The sequence below is a fragment of the Sphingomonas sp. Leaf37 genome, assembly GCF_920939475.1.
GTDB lineage: Bacteria > Pseudomonadota > Alphaproteobacteria > Sphingomonadales > Sphingomonadaceae > Sphingomonas.
In genome coordinates, this window is the sequence record NZ_CAKLAX010000003.1 from 229,308 (window position 1) to 243,024 (window position 13,717).

The following is a 13,717-nucleotide window of genomic DNA, read 5'->3' on the forward strand; positions in this document are numbered from 1 at the left end:
CCCACTCGTGATTGCGTTGGCAGGACATCGACAGTCCCGGTCCGCACGAACGGTGCGGACCGGGGCATCGTCGTCACGCTTCAGTAGAACCGCGGGATAGGCCCGATCTGCGACGTCTGGTCCGGCAGGTCGACCTCGATGTCATCGACGTAGCACCATCCCCAGCCTTCGGGCGGGTCGTAGCCCTCGATGATCGGGTGCCGGGTCGCATGGAAATGGGCACGGGCATGGCGATGCGGCGACTGGTCGCAGCAGCCGACGTGACCGCATTCGCGACATAACCGCAGATGCACCCATTCGCTGCCGATTTTCAGGCATTCCTCACAGCCTCGGGCGCTCGGCGTCACTTCGTGGATGGTGGCCATGTGGGTGCAGGTCATCGGGGCATCTCCTTGCTGGATTGTGCGGCGAACATACTGTGGATCTGGGCGACGACCGCGGCACCTTCGCCGACGGCGGCGGCCACGCGTTTGGTCGAGCCGGCGCGGACATCGCCGATCGCGAACACGCCGGGGCGGCTCGTTTCGAGCGGCAGGGCGCTGCCGCCGGTCACGATGAAGCCTCTGGCGTCCGTCTCGACACACTCCCGGGCCCAGCCGGCATTCGGATCCGCGCCGATGAACAGGAACATGTGCCGCACCTCGCGTCGCGTCAGCGTGCCATCGCGGCGGTCGCGGAACGTCGCGGCGGTCAGGCCGGTCTCACGATCGCCTTCGAGGCCCGCGACCTCGCTGCCGATGTGCATCTCGACGTTCGGCAGCGCGGCGATGCGATCGATCAGATAGCGCGACATGGTGGCCGCGAGTTCGCGACGCACGACGAGGTGGAGCTTGCGGACCTGCGGCGCGAGGAAGACGACGGCCTGCCCGGCGGAATTGCCACCGCCGACCAGCACCACCTCCTCGCCGGCGCACAGCCGCGCCTCGATCGCCGACACCCAGTAGGAAATGCCCGCGCCTTCGAACGCGGCGAGGTTGGGCACGTCGGGCCGGCGGTATCGCGCGCCTGACGCGATGACCACGGCGCGCGCTTTCACGCGACGGTCGTCCGCACAGAGCAGGCTCAGGTCCGGCGCGTCGCAGTCCAGCCGTTCGACCGACACCGGGATCGCGACCTCCGCACCGAACTTCAACGCCTGATTGAACGCACGACCGGCGAGCGCCTGACCGGAGATGCCAGTGGGAAAGCCGAGGTAGTTCTCGATCCGCGCCGATGCGCCGGCCTGCCCGCCCATCGCCCTGGAATCGAGGACAATGACCGATAGCCCTTCCGATGCCGCGTAGACGGCGGTCGCCAGACCGGCCGGTCCGGCGCCGACGACCGCCACGTCGAACAGGCGATCCGGGTCGATATCGGGGACGATGCCCAGGCAAGCGGCGAGTTCTTCGACGCCGGGCCGCTTCAGCACCGATCCCGTCGGGCAGACCACCAGCGGCAACTCCTCCGGCAGCACGCCGGTTCGGTCGACCAGCGCCCTCCCCTCCTCGTCCGACCGGACGTCGAGCACCAGATTGGGCAGGCCGCTGCGACCCAGAAAGTCCTGCAACCGCACCATGTCGGGGCTGCCGGGCGTACCGATCAGGATCGTGCCGGCACCGCCCTCTTCGATCAGACTGACGCGGCGCAGGATCAGCGCCCGCATGACGATCTCGCCGACGTCCGCCGATCCGACCATCAGCGCGCGCAGGTGCGCGGGGTCGAGCGGCAGCGCTGTGCAACCGTCCGGCCCGGCCCTGCCGGCAGCGATCGACGGGCGCCCCGCCAGTTGATTGACCTCGCCCGAGAATTGGCCGGCATGGTGGACCGTGACCGTCGCCTCGCGACTCAGGCCATCGCGGCGGACTACTTCGATCGTGCCGCCGAGTACCAGCCAGGCCGGCGCGCCATGATCTCCGATCGCATAGACCGTTTCGCCCGGCGCGAAGTGTTTCTCGGGCCCACTGGCGAACCGACGCGCCGTCTCGACCTGCGCCGACGTCAGGACGGGGAAGCGCTGGTGCTCACGCGTGTCGATCATGCTCTTCATCCTTCATGTCGGCCGTCGCCGCATCGTTCAGGGAGGAACCATCTTTCGTTTATCGACGCAGCGCCATCATACGCAGGTTTGGTCGGTCCACCTCGATACGTAAACCTGCGTATGATGGCGCGCACCGATTGCCATCCGCCAGATGACCGCACCGATCACCGCTGGGGCTGGCTGAAATGTGCATGATGATCACGGATGTGGCACCCTCACGGGGCATTGTATCGCAGCGCAGGATGATACCCGACGCCGCGGACGAGGCGAACCACCGTATCGCCAACCAGCTCCAGCTCGTCGCGGCGCTGATCGCGGTCGAGGCGCGGGGTGCCTCGCGGGAGACGATTGCGGCGCTTGAGCGGACGCGCGAGCGCATCGTCGCGATCGGTGCCGTCCACCACCATCTCCATACAAGCGACGATGGCGCGATCGATCTGGGCGACTATCTCGAGGAACTGGGCGAGCGACTGTCGCGCAGCTGCGGTCCGGGGCGGCCGGTGACCGTCGATGCCGAGACCGTTCCGGTCACCAGTGCCGCCGCGACCATGGTCGGCGTGCTCGCGACCGAACTGGTGACGAACGCCTGCAAGCACGCGTACCGCGCCGGTGAGCCGGGCGGAATCCTGATGACCCTGCATCGTCGTGCGGATGGCCGCTATCGGTTCGCGGTAGAGGATCGGGGGCGTGCGTCCGCCACACCCAGCGCGGGGACCGGCCTCGGCAACCGCCTGATCCATGCCACGGCCGCGAAGCTTGGCGCGACGGTGGCGTGGGAGGACGCGGACCCGGGAACGCGATTCCTGATGGATGTGCGGTTTCGACCGGACGAGGAATAGAGTGGAGTTGCAGTTCCTTGTGCGATCGGCCAGCCTCGTAGCGGGGTGGCGATCCTTCCGATCGCTCCGGGAGGCGGCGATGCGCGGTGACAGGGAAGCGGGGCGGTGGATCGCCGCCGGCCGGATCGGAATGGCCGCGCTGCTCGCCCTCGGCATCTTTGCGCTCGACGTGCTCAGCCCGCTGCAGGGCGCGGTCGCCGTGCTCTACACGATCGTCGTCCTGGTGGTGGCGCGCGAGCAGCGGCGATCGGCGGTCCATCTGGCCGGATCGGTCTGCGCAACGCTGGCGATCGTCGGCTATTGGATCAGCCACGGTGCCGACGGCATCGGTTCGCCGACGATGCGCCTCGCCGTCAGCCTCGTCGCGATCGCGACCACCGCCCTGCTGTGCGCGCGCCAGATCACGGTGGCGGCGGAGCGGCAGCGCGCCGATCAACGCTATGGCATGATCTTCAACGCGACGGGCTTTCCGATCTGGGAATCCGACTGGTCGGCAGCCTATGCGATGCTCAACGCGGGCGAGACGCCGAACCTCGATCTGGTGCAGCGCGCTGCCGGACGGACCCATATCCGCGATGCGAACCAGGAGGTCGCCCGGCTGTTCGGCTATGCGGATCGTTCCGCCCTGATCGGCGGCAACATCATCGCGCACCACACCGCCTCGGCCCAGACGGCGCAGGTCCGCATCTTCGATCGGTTGGCGCGGGGCGACATGCCGGTGGAAGAAGAGGTGCAGTTCCTCACCACGGCGGGCGAGGTGATCGACGTCGTCCTGCGGGTGACGTTGCCGCCCGACCATCAGGGATGGAAGCATGTGCTGGTCACCGCGCTCGACGTGACGCAGCGCAACCGCGCGCAGGCCCGGCTGGCGGAATCGCAGGCGGAACTGACGCACATGGCGCGCGTCACCACGCTCGGGCAGCTTGCCGCATCGATCGCGCATGAGGTGAACCAGCCGCTGTCGGCGATCATCACCTACGCCAAATCGGGGCGGCGGTGGCTCGCCCGCGAGGCACCGGATGCGGCCGAGGTTGCCGACTGCCTCGATCACGTCGCATCGAACGGGCGACGCGCGGCGGACGTGATCGCCCGCATCCGCGATCTCGCGCGCAAGGCCGAACCCGAACAGGATGCGCTCGCGATCGGATCCCTGGTCACCGAAACCGTCGCGATTCTCGACCGCGAACTGGGTGCCAACGGAATAACATTACGAATGACAATTCCGGACGATCTGCCGCAGGTGAGCGGAGATCGCGTGCAATTGCAGCAAGTGCTGATGAACCTGCTGATCAATGCGCAACAGGCGATGGCGAACACGCCCGCGGATCGCCGTACGCTGTGCATCGATGGCGTCCGGGATGGCGGCCATGTCGTCGTCGACGTCAGCGACTGTGGTATCGGCCTCGGCGACGCCGATCCGGAAAGCCTGTTTCGCCCCTTCTTCACCACCAAGCAGGACGGCATGGGCATGGGCCTGTCGATCTGCCGCTCGATCGTCGAACAACATGGTGGCAGTCTGACCGCGAGGAGCAATGCGAACGGCGGCGCATGCTTCAGCTTCAAACTGCCGATCGCCGACCTTAGCGAGAGGATCGCGGCATGACGCCGGACTGCATCTGCGTCATCGACGACGATCCCGACGTCCGCGGGTCGATCGGCAGCCTGCTGCGCTCGATCGGCTATGACGTCCGCCTCTACGACGGCCCGGCTGCCTTTCTGGCCGCTACGCCGCCAACCGTGCCCGCCTGCCTGATCCTCGACATCCGCCTGGCGGGTGAAAACGGCCTCGACGTACAGGAGCGGCTTGCCGGGCACGGTATCCACATTCCCGTCGTGCTGATCACCGGCCATGGCGATATCCCGATGACCGTGCGGGGCATGCGCGCCGGTGCGATCGACGTCCTGCCCAAACCCTTCGAGGACGAACAGCTGCTGGCGGCGGTGGCCACCGCGCTGGATACCGATCGCGTGCGGCTGGCCGAGGCCGCAGGCATCGCCGGCCTGCAAGCCTGCCATGAGCGGCTTACCCCGCGCGAAAAGGACGTGATGGCGCTTGTCGTGACCGGCCTGATGAACAAGCAGGTCGCCGCACGATTGTCGCTGAGCGAAATCACGATCAAGATCCATCGCGGCAACATGATGCGCAAGATGGAAGCGCAATCACTGGCCGATCTGGTGCGCATGGCCGAGCAGCTCGGCGTCCGCGACGCGACGATCCACCGCTTTAATATCTGAGTATGATGGTATCGCGGTGCCGCACGGCCCAACTACGGTGCTGCGGGCGCGTTTGACCCGGGTTCGGAGTATGCTTTGCCCCATTCCCAGCTTGTGGCCATCGTCGACGACGATCCCGGCGTCCGTGGCAGCATCGTCAGTCTGCTTCGGTCGGCAGGACTGACCGGCATCCCGTTCGCCGACGGCGGCGCGCTGCTAGCCAGCCCGCAGCTGGAGGCTTTCGCCTGCATCGTCACCGACGTCCATATGGAAGGCATGGATGGCCCTGCGTTGCAGCTCGAGCTGAATCGTCGCGGGTGCGCGCATCCGCTGATCGCGATGACCGCATTCCCCACGGGGACGACGCGGGAACAGATGCTGGCGAGCGGCGCCCGTGCCTTTCTGACCAAACCGATCGACCCGGATACGTTGCTGGAAGCGATCGAGGACGCGGTCGACTGACCCGCAACGGCGCGCGTCTTGCCGGAACGCTCAGCGTGCCGGCGCGCGAATACCCGCGGGGAGCATGTAGGCCGGGCAGTAACGATATTCGGCAGCCGGACCGCGCGTCTTGATGGAAAAGGTCAGCGCGTCGCGGATGCTGACGGTCTGGCGTTCGACGAATCGCGGTGCCGGACCCGCGCCGGCGTCGATGCACGACTGGCTGACCTCGTAACGGTTGCCGTGGCGGGACAGGACGCGGGCACGGCAGGCGCGGGTGTGGGGCGTGCTGATGCCGCGACCGTCATAGTGTCGGATCGCCGCATTCGGCGCCGATGCGCAGGCGGTTTCCTTCTGCACGTAGATCCCCGGCTTCAACCGATAGACCCCGCCGGGTTTGGGTGACGGATCGACGCTGGCCACGGCGGCAGGGGCCACGGCGATGGCGACCCCGACCAGCGTGCCGATGGCGAGAAGGATGTTCGATAGACGCATGGGTATCGGTCCCTGGTTAATTCCGCGCCGCCCCTAGCGGAGCGAACCTGAACGCGAGGCGCATCGGTCGCGGGTCCAAACCTACGTATGGCTGTCGGATCCGGGCTGCAGGCTTACGGTCCGCTGTGCGCCATCGATGCGCGCGCAACTTGCATCACGTCAGCAGGATATACGCCATGAATCCGATGCCGCACGACATTTTCACCGAGCCGACGGACGTTGATCCCGACACGCTGGCGAACCTGGGCCCGCTTCGCCGCCTTGCCGGTCGCTGGCGCGCGCGCAGGGGCGTCGATCTCGCGCCCAAGCCGGACGGGCCGGAGCGCCGTGTCTTTATCGAGAACATCGATTTTCAGGCGATCGATCCGCAGGCGAACGGCCCCCAGCTTTTCTACGGCCTGCGCTATCACCTCCATATCACGACCGAAGAGGAGGACATCACGTTCCACGAACAGGTCGGGTATTGGCTGTGGGAGCCGGCGACCGGACTGGTCATGCAGACGTTGGCGATCCCGCGAGGACAGGTCGCGCTCGCATCGGGTCAAGCCACGCCGGATGCGGACGAGATCGTTGTGACTGCAACACATGGCCGAACCGAATATGGCATCTGCTCTACCCATTTCCTCGACCAGTCCTTCCGGACCGACAGCTACCGCATCGCCATCACGTTCAACCCCGACCGAACGTGGAGCTACGTCACCGATACCGAACTCATGGTCGAGGGACGGACCGCGCCGTTCGCCCATCAGGATCGCAACACGCTGCATCGCGTCGGCGATGCGCGCCCGAACCCATGGGCCGCGATCCTCGCAAGACGTCGGGCCGGCTGATCGACGCGACCTGAAGCATGGTCCGCGCTGGCGCGCGCGGACCATGCCGCATCTAGCCGAGTGAGGCGCCCAGGCGGCGTCCGTAATCGACGATGGCACGACCCGTTCCCAGCCGCTCCGCTTCGAAGTCGCCGCGCGCCTCTGACGTCCAGCCCCGATTCACCGCATGGGCGAGCGCCATCGCATCGCCCGCTGCCTTCGCCACGCCCATCGCGGTATGCGGACGTGCCACGAACGCCGCATCGCCGATCAGCGCGAGCCGCCCCGCCGCCATGCGCGGCGTTTCCATGTCGAAGATCGCCTGAACGAACGGCTGCGGCTCCGCCGCGAACACATCGGCGAACGGCCAGGGCAACAGCGAACGCGCCGACGTCACCATTTCTCGCGCGGCGTCGGGTCGCACCGTGCCGGGCGGCAGTGAATACGGATGGACGCGGCCATCGACGTTGGTCAGCGTCGCCGCGAGATCGGGCGTGGTGCGATACCAGACGGCATTGTAGCGCCGCTGCCCCGGTGTCAGCTCCCCGTTCGCGCCGGTGACGGTATAGCCGAGCGCCTGACCGCCGGGCATGTGGAAGAAGGCGAAGCGGTCCGACAGCACATCTGCCGCCGACACGGGCAACAGCGCTTCCGGTACGAGCGCCCGCCACGCCACATAGCCCGTGTAGCGCGGGCCGGCATCGTCCGGCAGCATCGATCGCCGAACCGCCGAACCGATGCCATCGGCACCGATGACGAGATCGGCATGGATACGTTCGCCATCGTCCAGTTCCAGCCACGCACCGTCCGCATCCTGGCCGGCAGCGATCGCGCCGCGCCCGAGATGATAGGCCTCGTCCGGGATCTGCATCCGCGTCGCGACATAGAGGTGATCCCATGAAATCTGCATCTGCGGTGGTCCGCCGGCCGAAGCGATCGAGCCGTCGCGCGCGAGTGTGATGCGCTCTCGCGCGACCACGCCCAGCCGGGCAACCTCGTCCCGCCCGATCCTGTGCAGCAGGTCGAACACCTCCTGTTGCGCGACCAGACCAGCACCACGCCCTTCGAGACCGGCTCTCGATCGTTCGTGGACCTGAACGTCGTGGCCCGCCTTGCGCAGCAGCGCAGCGGCGAACAGGCCGGCCATCGATCCGCCGGCGATGACGATCCGCATGGCTCAGCCCTTCCGCTTCAGGCCGGCGAGCTGGATCAGCACGCCAGCGGCGGAGAGGATCACACCGAACATCACAACCGCGATCCAGCCGCCGGCGTTCCACGCGACCGTCGCGCCGGCGGATCCCGCTGCACCGCCCAGGAACATCGCACCCATGAAGATCGTGTTCAGCCGGGCTCGCGCCTCGGGGCGAAGCGCGTAGACGATATGCTGGTTGGAGACGAGCGCGCTCTGCACGCCGAAGTCCAGCAGGACGACGCCGACGATCAGGCCCGCGATCGATCCGAGCGCCCCGAACACCGCCCACGACAGCACCGTCAGCGCCGCGCCGAGCAGAATCACGAGATGCGGTCCGCGACGATCGGCGATCCGCCCCGCGACGGGTGCGGCGAGAACGCCGACGGCTCCGACGATACCGAACAGCCCGGCCACGTCCGCACCGAGCGAGAAGCGCGGCTCTTGCAGGTGCAATGCCAGGATCGTCCAGAACGCGCTGAAACCGGCGAACAGCAGAGCCTGCGTGATGGCGGCCTTGCGCAGGGCAGCGAACTCGGACCAGAGGCCACCGAGCGAGCGGAGCAGAGAGCCGTAGCTGTGCGTCGTGTCGGGTACGCTGCGCGGCAGCACCGCCGCCATCAGCACACCGGCACCGACCGCCATCGGCACGCCGAGCCAGAACATCTCCCGCCAACCGGCGTGAGTTGCGACATATCCGGCAAGCGTTCGGCTGAGCAGGATACCGCAGAGCAGCCCCGCCATCACCGTGCCCACGGTCGCGCCGCGCCGCTCCGGCGTCGCGAGGTGCGCTGCGAGCGGCACGATCTGCTGGGCGACGGTCGACAGGATTCCGACGAGCAGCGAGGCGAGGATCACCATCGCAGCGCCCGGAGCGACCGCCGCGATCGCCAGCGCGACGGCAAGACCGCCGAACTGAACGACGATCAGGCGCTTGCGCTCGACCAGATCGCCCAGCGGCACCAGCAGGAACAGCCCCGCCGCATAGCCGAGCTGCGTCGCGGTCGGCACGAAGCTGGTGACGGGGCCGGCCAGGTCCTTTTCCATGATCCCCAGCATCGGCTGGTTGTAGTAGATGTTGGCGACCGCGACCCCGGCGGCGGCGGCCATCGAGAAATTCAGACCGGACCGAAGCCGCGGTCTCGGTGCCGTTTCGGCGGCGTGTGCGGTGGACGTCATGCGAAACCTCCTGGGTATGCAGCGATATGCCCCCATCTGGACCTTGTCGCCCCCACGCATAAGTAGCGCTTTGGTACGAGCCGGCTTATCATACGAAGATATGCTGGAGCTCGCAGACCTCGCCGTGCTGATCGAAGCCGTGCAGCACGGCAGTCTGTCAGCGGCCGGCCGGCGGCTGGGGCTGACGCCATTAGTGGCGTCACGCCGGCTGGCGGCACTGGAGGCCGAAGTCGGTGTCCGGCTCGTGCATCGTACGACCCGATCGCTGTCGCTAACACCCGAGGGCGAGGCGTTCCTGCCTCATGCCGAAGCGATCCTGCTGCACGCCGAAGACGCGCGCGCCGCCGTTGCCGGGAGCGATGAAGGCGCGAGCGGGCTGCTGCGGATTGCAGCGTCGGTGCCATTCGGTCGCAAGGTCCTGACGCCGATGATCGGCGGCTTTCTTGCCGCGCATCCACTGGCCAAGGTGGAATTGCTGCTGAGCGATACGGTGGTGGATATCACTGCGCAGGGCGTCGACGTCGCGATCCGCTTCGGTGAATTGCGCGACAGCAATCTGGTTGCGCGCCGGTTGGCTCACAACAAAAGGGGACTTTACGCGTCGCCGGCCTATCTGGTGGAGCGTGGCGCACCGACCAGGGTTTCCGAGTTGCGGCATCATGAGTGCCTCGCCGTGCCCACCGCCACCCGGCAGTGGGTGTTCGAGCGCAAGGGGAAGACCGTTCGTCAGGCCATAAGCGGCCGCTTTGCCGCGGACAGCATGGAGGCCCTGCACGAAGCGAGCCTTCGGGGATTGGGCATCGTCCAGCTGTCGGAATGGAACGTACGTGAAGACGTCGTCGCGGGACGGCTGAAGGAGATCGGATTGAGCGACGGCGCCGTGCCCGATCAGGGCATATGGGCGGTGCTGCCGACCAAACAGCTCATCCCGCGAAAGGTACATCTCTTTCTCGACAGCCTTTCCAACCATCTTTCATGATCTCGGCCGACGGATCTCTCGACGGGATTGATGTAGTTGAGTGACTATTCGCCGGCCGGACCGTGAACCACAGTGGCAGCGACGAGGTTATAGCAACCGTTGCATAACAGTGACTTAGTCGAACGGAGAAGGCATAGTGGATGCTGGAACTCTCGTGTCCCGCGGCGCGCGCCGGCGGCTGGCCATGCTGACTCCGGCGCTGCTGCTGGCGGTTGCCGGTTGCGAAACCGCAACACCGTATCAGCCACTGACCCGCGGCGGCAATGCCCCCGGCGGTTATAGCGACAGCCGGATCGCGCCCGATCGCTTTCGCGTCAGCTTCCAGGGCAACAGCATGACCTCTCGCGAGACGGTGGAGACCTATCTGCTCTACCGTGCCGCGCAACTGACCACGCAGCGCGGTTTCGACTGGTTCATCACCGCACAGCGCAACACCGAACGCCGTACCAACACCTATGTCGACCGGCCGTTCGGGCCCGGACGTTTCGGCTATTGGGGGCCGACTTGGCGCTATCGTTCGCGTGCCTTCGGGTGGCGCAGCTGGGATCCGCTGTGGGGCGACCCCTTCTGGGATCGCAGCGTCGATGTCCGCACCGTCGACCGGTACGAAGCGGTGGCCGAGATCGTCGCCGGCCGCGGACCCAAGCCCGCCGATCCCCGCGCGTTCGATGCGCGCGCGGTGCTGGCCACGCTCGGCCCGCAAATCCGCATGCCGCAGGATGGAGAGACACGATGACCAGTGAAGCGCGCAAATTGGATGGCATCGGTCGAACGGTCGCGATCGGCACGGCGGCGGGAATCGCGGCCGGCCTGCTCGCCAATCTCGTTCGCAAGGCCGCGGTGCAGGCGCCGACGGTGGCGGCCGGTCGCTGGGACAAGGCGCTGGCGGCGGAACACGCCGCGGCGCTCAAGCTGTTCGACCTGCTGGAAAAGACCGACGATGGAGCGACGGTGCGGCGCACCATCCTGCTGATGCAGCTGAAGCATGCGATCGGCAAACATGCCTTCCAGGAGGAAAACGTCGTCTATGCCAAAATGCGCGACGCTGGGCTGACGGAGGCGGCGGATCACCTCAATCACGAGCACGGCTACGTGAAACAATATTTCTTCGATCTGGGCGAAATGGCGAAGAGCGATCCGGCCTGGCTGCCCAAGCTGAAGGAATTCCGCGCGCTGATCGAAAAGCACATGCACGAGGAGGAGGAGGACCTGTTCCCCCGACTGCGCGAGCAACTGTCCGATGCGCAGAACAGGCACATCACGGCGGTGATGAACAAGGAGGGGCTGAAGCTCGCCTGACCCGCGCCACCGGTACGCCTGTCAGTGCGACGTGCCCGACCGGGTACTAAATGGCGGAGACGGAGGGATTCGAACCCTCGATACGGTTTCCCGTATGACGCTTTAGCAAAGCGTTGGTTTCAGCCACTCACCCACGTCTCCGGCTGCGGCAGGATCGGGGCTATAGCGGTGGTCTGCGGGGTGATCAACCGGCAACCGGCATATACCGCCGAACGCGAATTCGCGGCGTATTGCCGTTCGTTCATTGCCCGGCAAGCGCGGTGGTGGTTAACCTCGCGCTGCCGGATCGGGCACGGTCCGGGCCCGGTTCGGGCGAAACGGGGGGAATGGACATGCGTGCGATAGTGTTGGGAATGGCGTTGGCGGCGGTGCTGGCCGGAAGCGCGCCGGCGCAGGTGACGACGATCGACCCCAACCGGGCGATAGACGGCGATCTGGCGACGCCTGCGCCATCCCGTTCACGCCCGACGGCGACGCAAGCCGCACCGCGGGCGGCCGTGCCCGCACCGATCCCGACGGAGCGTGCGCCCACACCCGGCTTCGATGCGCCAATGCCGGTCGAGGCGTCACCGGCGCAACAGGAGGCCCGTGCGGAGGCGACCAATCGCGCCGCCGATACCTATCAACGCGAGGATCTGTTGGCCGCAGGCGAAGGCGTGTTCGGCAAGGGCGCGGCCGGACTCGCCGGACTGCTGGAAAAGGTGCTGAAGGATCAGGGCCAGCCCAACGCCTATATCGCCGGGCGCGAGGCGGCGGGCGCGTTCGTGGTCGGCCTGCGCTACGGGTCGGGCGTCATGAGCCATAAGGTCGAGGGGCAGCAGCCGGTCTACTGGACCGGCCCGTCGATCGGCTTCGACGTCGGCGGCGATGCCAACAAGGTCTTCGTGCTGGTCTACAACCTCTACGACACCGAGGAGCTGTTCCACCGCTTCCCGGCGGCGGAGGGCCGATTGTACCTCGTCGGCGGATTCGCCGCGACCTACCTGCGGCGCGGCAATATCGTGCTGATCCCGATCCGCCTGGGCGTCGGGTATCGCGCGGGCGTCAACGTCGGCTATATGAAGATCACGCACAAGGCGAAGTGGATGCCATTCTAGGCTAGCCGGGCTGCTGGCAAAGCCGCAAGGCTCCGCCAGCAGCCCGCTGACGATCCGCGATCATTACGCCTCGAAGCGCCAGCCCAGCGTCTCACCGGCCAGGAACGGCACCACCGCCGTTGCGCCCTCGCCGATGTGGTCCGGCACATGCACCGCATCGCGGACCAGCGTCACCGTCCCCTCGTTGAGCGGCAATCCGTAAAAGCGCGCACCATGTTCGGCGGCGAAGCCCTCGAACCGGTCGAGCGCGCCGTCCTCGTCGAATACCTTGAGATACGCCTCCAGCGCATGCGGCGCATTGAAGATCCCGGCACAACCGCAGCCGGATTCCTTCGCGCCGACGACATGCGGCGCGCTGTCCGTGCCGAGGAAGAACCGTGGCGATCCCGACGTCGCCGCCCGCCGTACCGCGATCCGGTGCGCCTCGCGCTTCAGCACGGGCAGGCAATAGGCATGCGGACGCAGGCCACCGTCGAACAGCGCGTTGCGGTTGATCAGCAGATGCTGCGGGGTGATCGTCGCGGCGATCGGATGCGCAGCCTCGGCGACGAAGGCGGCGGCTTCCGCAGTGGTGATGTGCTCCAGCACGATCTTCAACGCCGGATAGTCGCGGGTCAGCGGCGTCAGCACGCGATCGACGAACACCGCCTCGCGATCGAAGATGTCGATGGCGCGGTCCGTCACCTCACCATGGATCAGCAGCGGCATGCCGATCCGCTGCAACGTCTCCAGCACTCCGGTCAGCCGCCGGATGTCGGTGACGCCGTGTGCCGAATTCGTCGTGGCATGTGCCGGGTACAGTTTGCATGCGGTGAAGACGCCCGCCGCATGGCCGCGCTCGATCTCCGCCGGGTCGGCATCGTCGGTCAGGTAGCACGTCATCAGGGGCGTAAATTTCATATCCTCGTCGAGCGCCGCCATGATCCGCGCACGATACGCTTCGGCCGCTGCGACGCTGGTCACCGGCGGCGTCAGGTTCGGCATGACGATGGCCCGCGCGAACTGCCTCGCGGTGTGACGGGCGACGGCGTCCAGCATTGCGCCGTCACGCAGGTGGACGTGCCAGTCGTCGGGACGGCGGATGGTCAGGCGTTCGATCATGTCGCTCTCCTATCGCGGGTAAGGTGCCGCCGCCAGCGCCCGGCCCTTGGAAATCGAT

Annotated in this window: 15 protein-coding genes and 1 tRNA gene; 9 read left to right on the forward strand and 7 right to left on the reverse strand. The window is 66.9% G+C overall.

All coding sequences use genetic code 11. The features are described 5' to 3' along the window. Positions 1–80 precede the first annotated feature (80 nt). Both LRA87_RS10740 and LRA87_RS10745 read right to left on the reverse strand, forming a co-directional pair. The gene (locus LRA87_RS10740; RefSeq protein ID WP_230631453.1) at positions 81–380 is read right to left on the reverse strand and encodes a UBP-type zinc finger domain-containing protein; all 300 of its coding nucleotides are present in this window, start codon (positions 378–380) and stop codon (positions 81–83) included. Then, positions 377–2,026: an FAD-dependent oxidoreductase gene (locus LRA87_RS10745; RefSeq protein WP_230631454.1), complete on the reverse strand. Its 1,650-nt coding sequence runs from the start codon at positions 2,024–2,026 to the stop codon at positions 377–379. The genes LRA87_RS10740 and LRA87_RS10745 overlap by 4 nt, the downstream gene beginning before the upstream one ends. Positions 2,027–2,259: 233 nt before the next feature. Between LRA87_RS10745 and LRA87_RS10750 the strand changes: the two genes are divergently transcribed. The 4 genes from LRA87_RS10750 to LRA87_RS10765 all read left to right on the forward strand — a co-directional run bounded on the left by LRA87_RS10750 (position 2,260) and on the right by LRA87_RS10765 (position 5,532). Beyond that, positions 2,260–2,856, forward strand: coding sequence for a sensor histidine kinase (locus LRA87_RS10750; RefSeq protein ID WP_230631455.1), 597 nt, complete (start codon positions 2,260–2,262; stop codon positions 2,854–2,856). Positions 2,857–2,935: 79 nt separating this feature from the next. Next, positions 2,936–4,459, forward strand: coding sequence for a sensor histidine kinase (locus LRA87_RS10755; RefSeq protein WP_230631456.1), 1,524 nt, complete (start codon positions 2,936–2,938; stop codon positions 4,457–4,459). After that, entirely contained in the window at positions 4,456–5,091 is a 636-nt protein-coding gene (locus LRA87_RS10760) for a response regulator transcription factor (RefSeq protein ID WP_230631457.1), read from the forward strand. Before LRA87_RS10755 ends, LRA87_RS10760 begins: the two co-directional genes overlap by 4 nt. A gap of 93 nt (positions 5,092–5,184) precedes the next feature. Further along, on the forward strand, positions 5,185–5,532 hold the full coding sequence (locus LRA87_RS10765) for a response regulator transcription factor (protein WP_230631458.1): 348 nt from the start codon (positions 5,185–5,187) through the stop codon (positions 5,530–5,532). 30 nt (positions 5,533–5,562) lie between these two features. Here LRA87_RS10765 and LRA87_RS10770 read toward each other — a convergent pair whose 3' ends face one another. Next, positions 5,563–6,006, reverse strand: a complete 444-nt coding sequence (locus LRA87_RS10770) for a hypothetical protein (RefSeq protein ID WP_230631459.1) — start codon at positions 6,004–6,006, stop codon at positions 5,563–5,565. A 176-nt stretch (positions 6,007–6,182) separates the two neighbouring features. Between LRA87_RS10770 and LRA87_RS10775 the strand changes: the two genes are divergently transcribed. Further along, complete coding sequence (locus LRA87_RS10775; RefSeq protein ID WP_230631460.1) at positions 6,183–6,836, forward strand: FABP family protein; 654 nt, start codon at positions 6,183–6,185, stop codon at positions 6,834–6,836. A 52-nt stretch (positions 6,837–6,888) separates the two neighbouring features. On the opposite strand, the gene LRA87_RS10780 is transcribed toward LRA87_RS10775, so the two are convergent. Continuing rightward, positions 6,889–7,989, reverse strand: a complete 1,101-nt coding sequence (locus LRA87_RS10780) for an FAD binding domain-containing protein (protein ID WP_230631461.1) — start codon at positions 7,987–7,989, stop codon at positions 6,889–6,891. Between the two features lie 3 nt (positions 7,990–7,992). Then, positions 7,993–9,183 carry an MFS transporter gene (locus LRA87_RS10785; RefSeq protein WP_230631462.1) on the reverse strand — a complete coding sequence of 397 codons (1,191 nt, stop codon included), beginning with the start codon at positions 9,181–9,183 and terminating at the stop codon, positions 7,993–7,995. A 16-nt stretch (positions 9,184–9,199) separates the two neighbouring features. On the opposite strand from LRA87_RS10785, the gene LRA87_RS10790 reads away from it, so the two are divergent. The 3 genes from LRA87_RS10790 to LRA87_RS10800 all read left to right on the forward strand — a co-directional run bounded on the left by LRA87_RS10790 (position 9,200) and on the right by LRA87_RS10800 (position 11,461). Continuing rightward, positions 9,200–10,162, forward strand: a complete 963-nt coding sequence (locus LRA87_RS10790; protein WP_230631463.1) for a LysR family transcriptional regulator — start codon at positions 9,200–9,202, stop codon at positions 10,160–10,162. 184 nt (positions 10,163–10,346) lie between these two features. Then, entirely contained in the window at positions 10,347–10,898 is a 552-nt protein-coding gene (locus LRA87_RS10795; RefSeq protein ID WP_230631464.1) for a CC0125/CC1285 family lipoprotein, read from the forward strand. Then, positions 10,895–11,461 (forward strand): hemerythrin domain-containing protein, encoded by a 567-nt coding sequence (locus LRA87_RS10800; RefSeq protein ID WP_230631465.1) that lies wholly within the window; start codon positions 10,895–10,897, stop codon positions 11,459–11,461. Before LRA87_RS10795 ends, LRA87_RS10800 begins: the two co-directional genes overlap by 4 nt. 51 nt (positions 11,462–11,512) lie before the next feature. Here the strand turns inward: LRA87_RS10800 and LRA87_RS10805 are convergent. Next, a tRNA-Ser gene (locus tag LRA87_RS10805) sits at positions 11,513–11,602 on the reverse strand. A gap of 185 nt (positions 11,603–11,787) precedes the next feature. Between LRA87_RS10805 and LRA87_RS10810 the strand changes: the two genes are divergently transcribed. Further along, positions 11,788–12,558, forward strand: a complete 771-nt coding sequence (locus LRA87_RS10810; protein WP_230631466.1) for a DUF1134 domain-containing protein — start codon at positions 11,788–11,790, stop codon at positions 12,556–12,558. Positions 12,559–12,621: 63 nt separating this feature from the next. Here the strand turns inward: LRA87_RS10810 and pyrC are convergent, their stop codons facing one another. Further along, on the reverse strand, positions 12,622–13,659 hold the full coding sequence (pyrC, locus tag LRA87_RS10815) for a dihydroorotase (RefSeq protein ID WP_230631467.1): 1,038 nt from the start codon (positions 13,657–13,659) through the stop codon (positions 12,622–12,624). Between the last annotated feature and the right edge of the window lie 58 nt (positions 13,660–13,717).

Bases quoted from the DNA above. Each gene is read 5' to 3' on its own strand.
- LRA87_RS10740 (WP_230631453.1), bottom strand. From the start codon at position 380: ATGACCTGCACCCACATGGCCACCATCCACGAAGTGACGCCGAGCGCC.
- LRA87_RS10745 (WP_230631454.1), bottom strand. From the start codon at position 2,026: ATGAAGAGCATGATCGACACGCGTGAGCACCAGCGCTTCCCCGTCCTG.
- LRA87_RS10750 (WP_230631455.1), top strand. From the start codon at position 2,260: ATGATACCCGACGCCGCGGACGAGGCGAACCACCGTATCGCCAACCAG.
- LRA87_RS10755 (WP_230631456.1), top strand. From the start codon at position 2,936: ATGCGCGGTGACAGGGAAGCGGGGCGGTGGATCGCCGCCGGCCGGATC.
- LRA87_RS10760 (WP_230631457.1), top strand. From the start codon at position 4,456: ATGACGCCGGACTGCATCTGCGTCATCGACGACGATCCCGACGTCCGC.
- LRA87_RS10770 (WP_230631459.1), bottom strand. From the start codon at position 6,006: ATGCGTCTATCGAACATCCTTCTCGCCATCGGCACGCTGGTCGGGGTC.
- LRA87_RS10775 (WP_230631460.1), top strand. From the start codon at position 6,183: ATGAATCCGATGCCGCACGACATTTTCACCGAGCCGACGGACGTTGAT.
- LRA87_RS10780 (WP_230631461.1), bottom strand. From the start codon at position 7,989: ATGCGGATCGTCATCGCCGGCGGATCGATGGCCGGCCTGTTCGCCGCT.
- LRA87_RS10785 (WP_230631462.1), bottom strand. From the start codon at position 9,183: ATGACGTCCACCGCACACGCCGCCGAAACGGCACCGAGACCGCGGCTT.
- LRA87_RS10790 (WP_230631463.1), top strand. From the start codon at position 9,200: ATGCAGCGATATGCCCCCATCTGGACCTTGTCGCCCCCACGCATAAGT.
- LRA87_RS10795 (WP_230631464.1), top strand. From the start codon at position 10,347: ATGCTGACTCCGGCGCTGCTGCTGGCGGTTGCCGGTTGCGAAACCGCA.
- LRA87_RS10800 (WP_230631465.1), top strand. From the start codon at position 10,895: ATGACCAGTGAAGCGCGCAAATTGGATGGCATCGGTCGAACGGTCGCG.
- LRA87_RS10810 (WP_230631466.1), top strand. From the start codon at position 11,788: ATGGACATGCGTGCGATAGTGTTGGGAATGGCGTTGGCGGCGGTGCTG.
- pyrC (WP_230631467.1), bottom strand. From the start codon at position 13,659: ATGATCGAACGCCTGACCATCCGCCGTCCCGACGACTGGCACGTCCAC.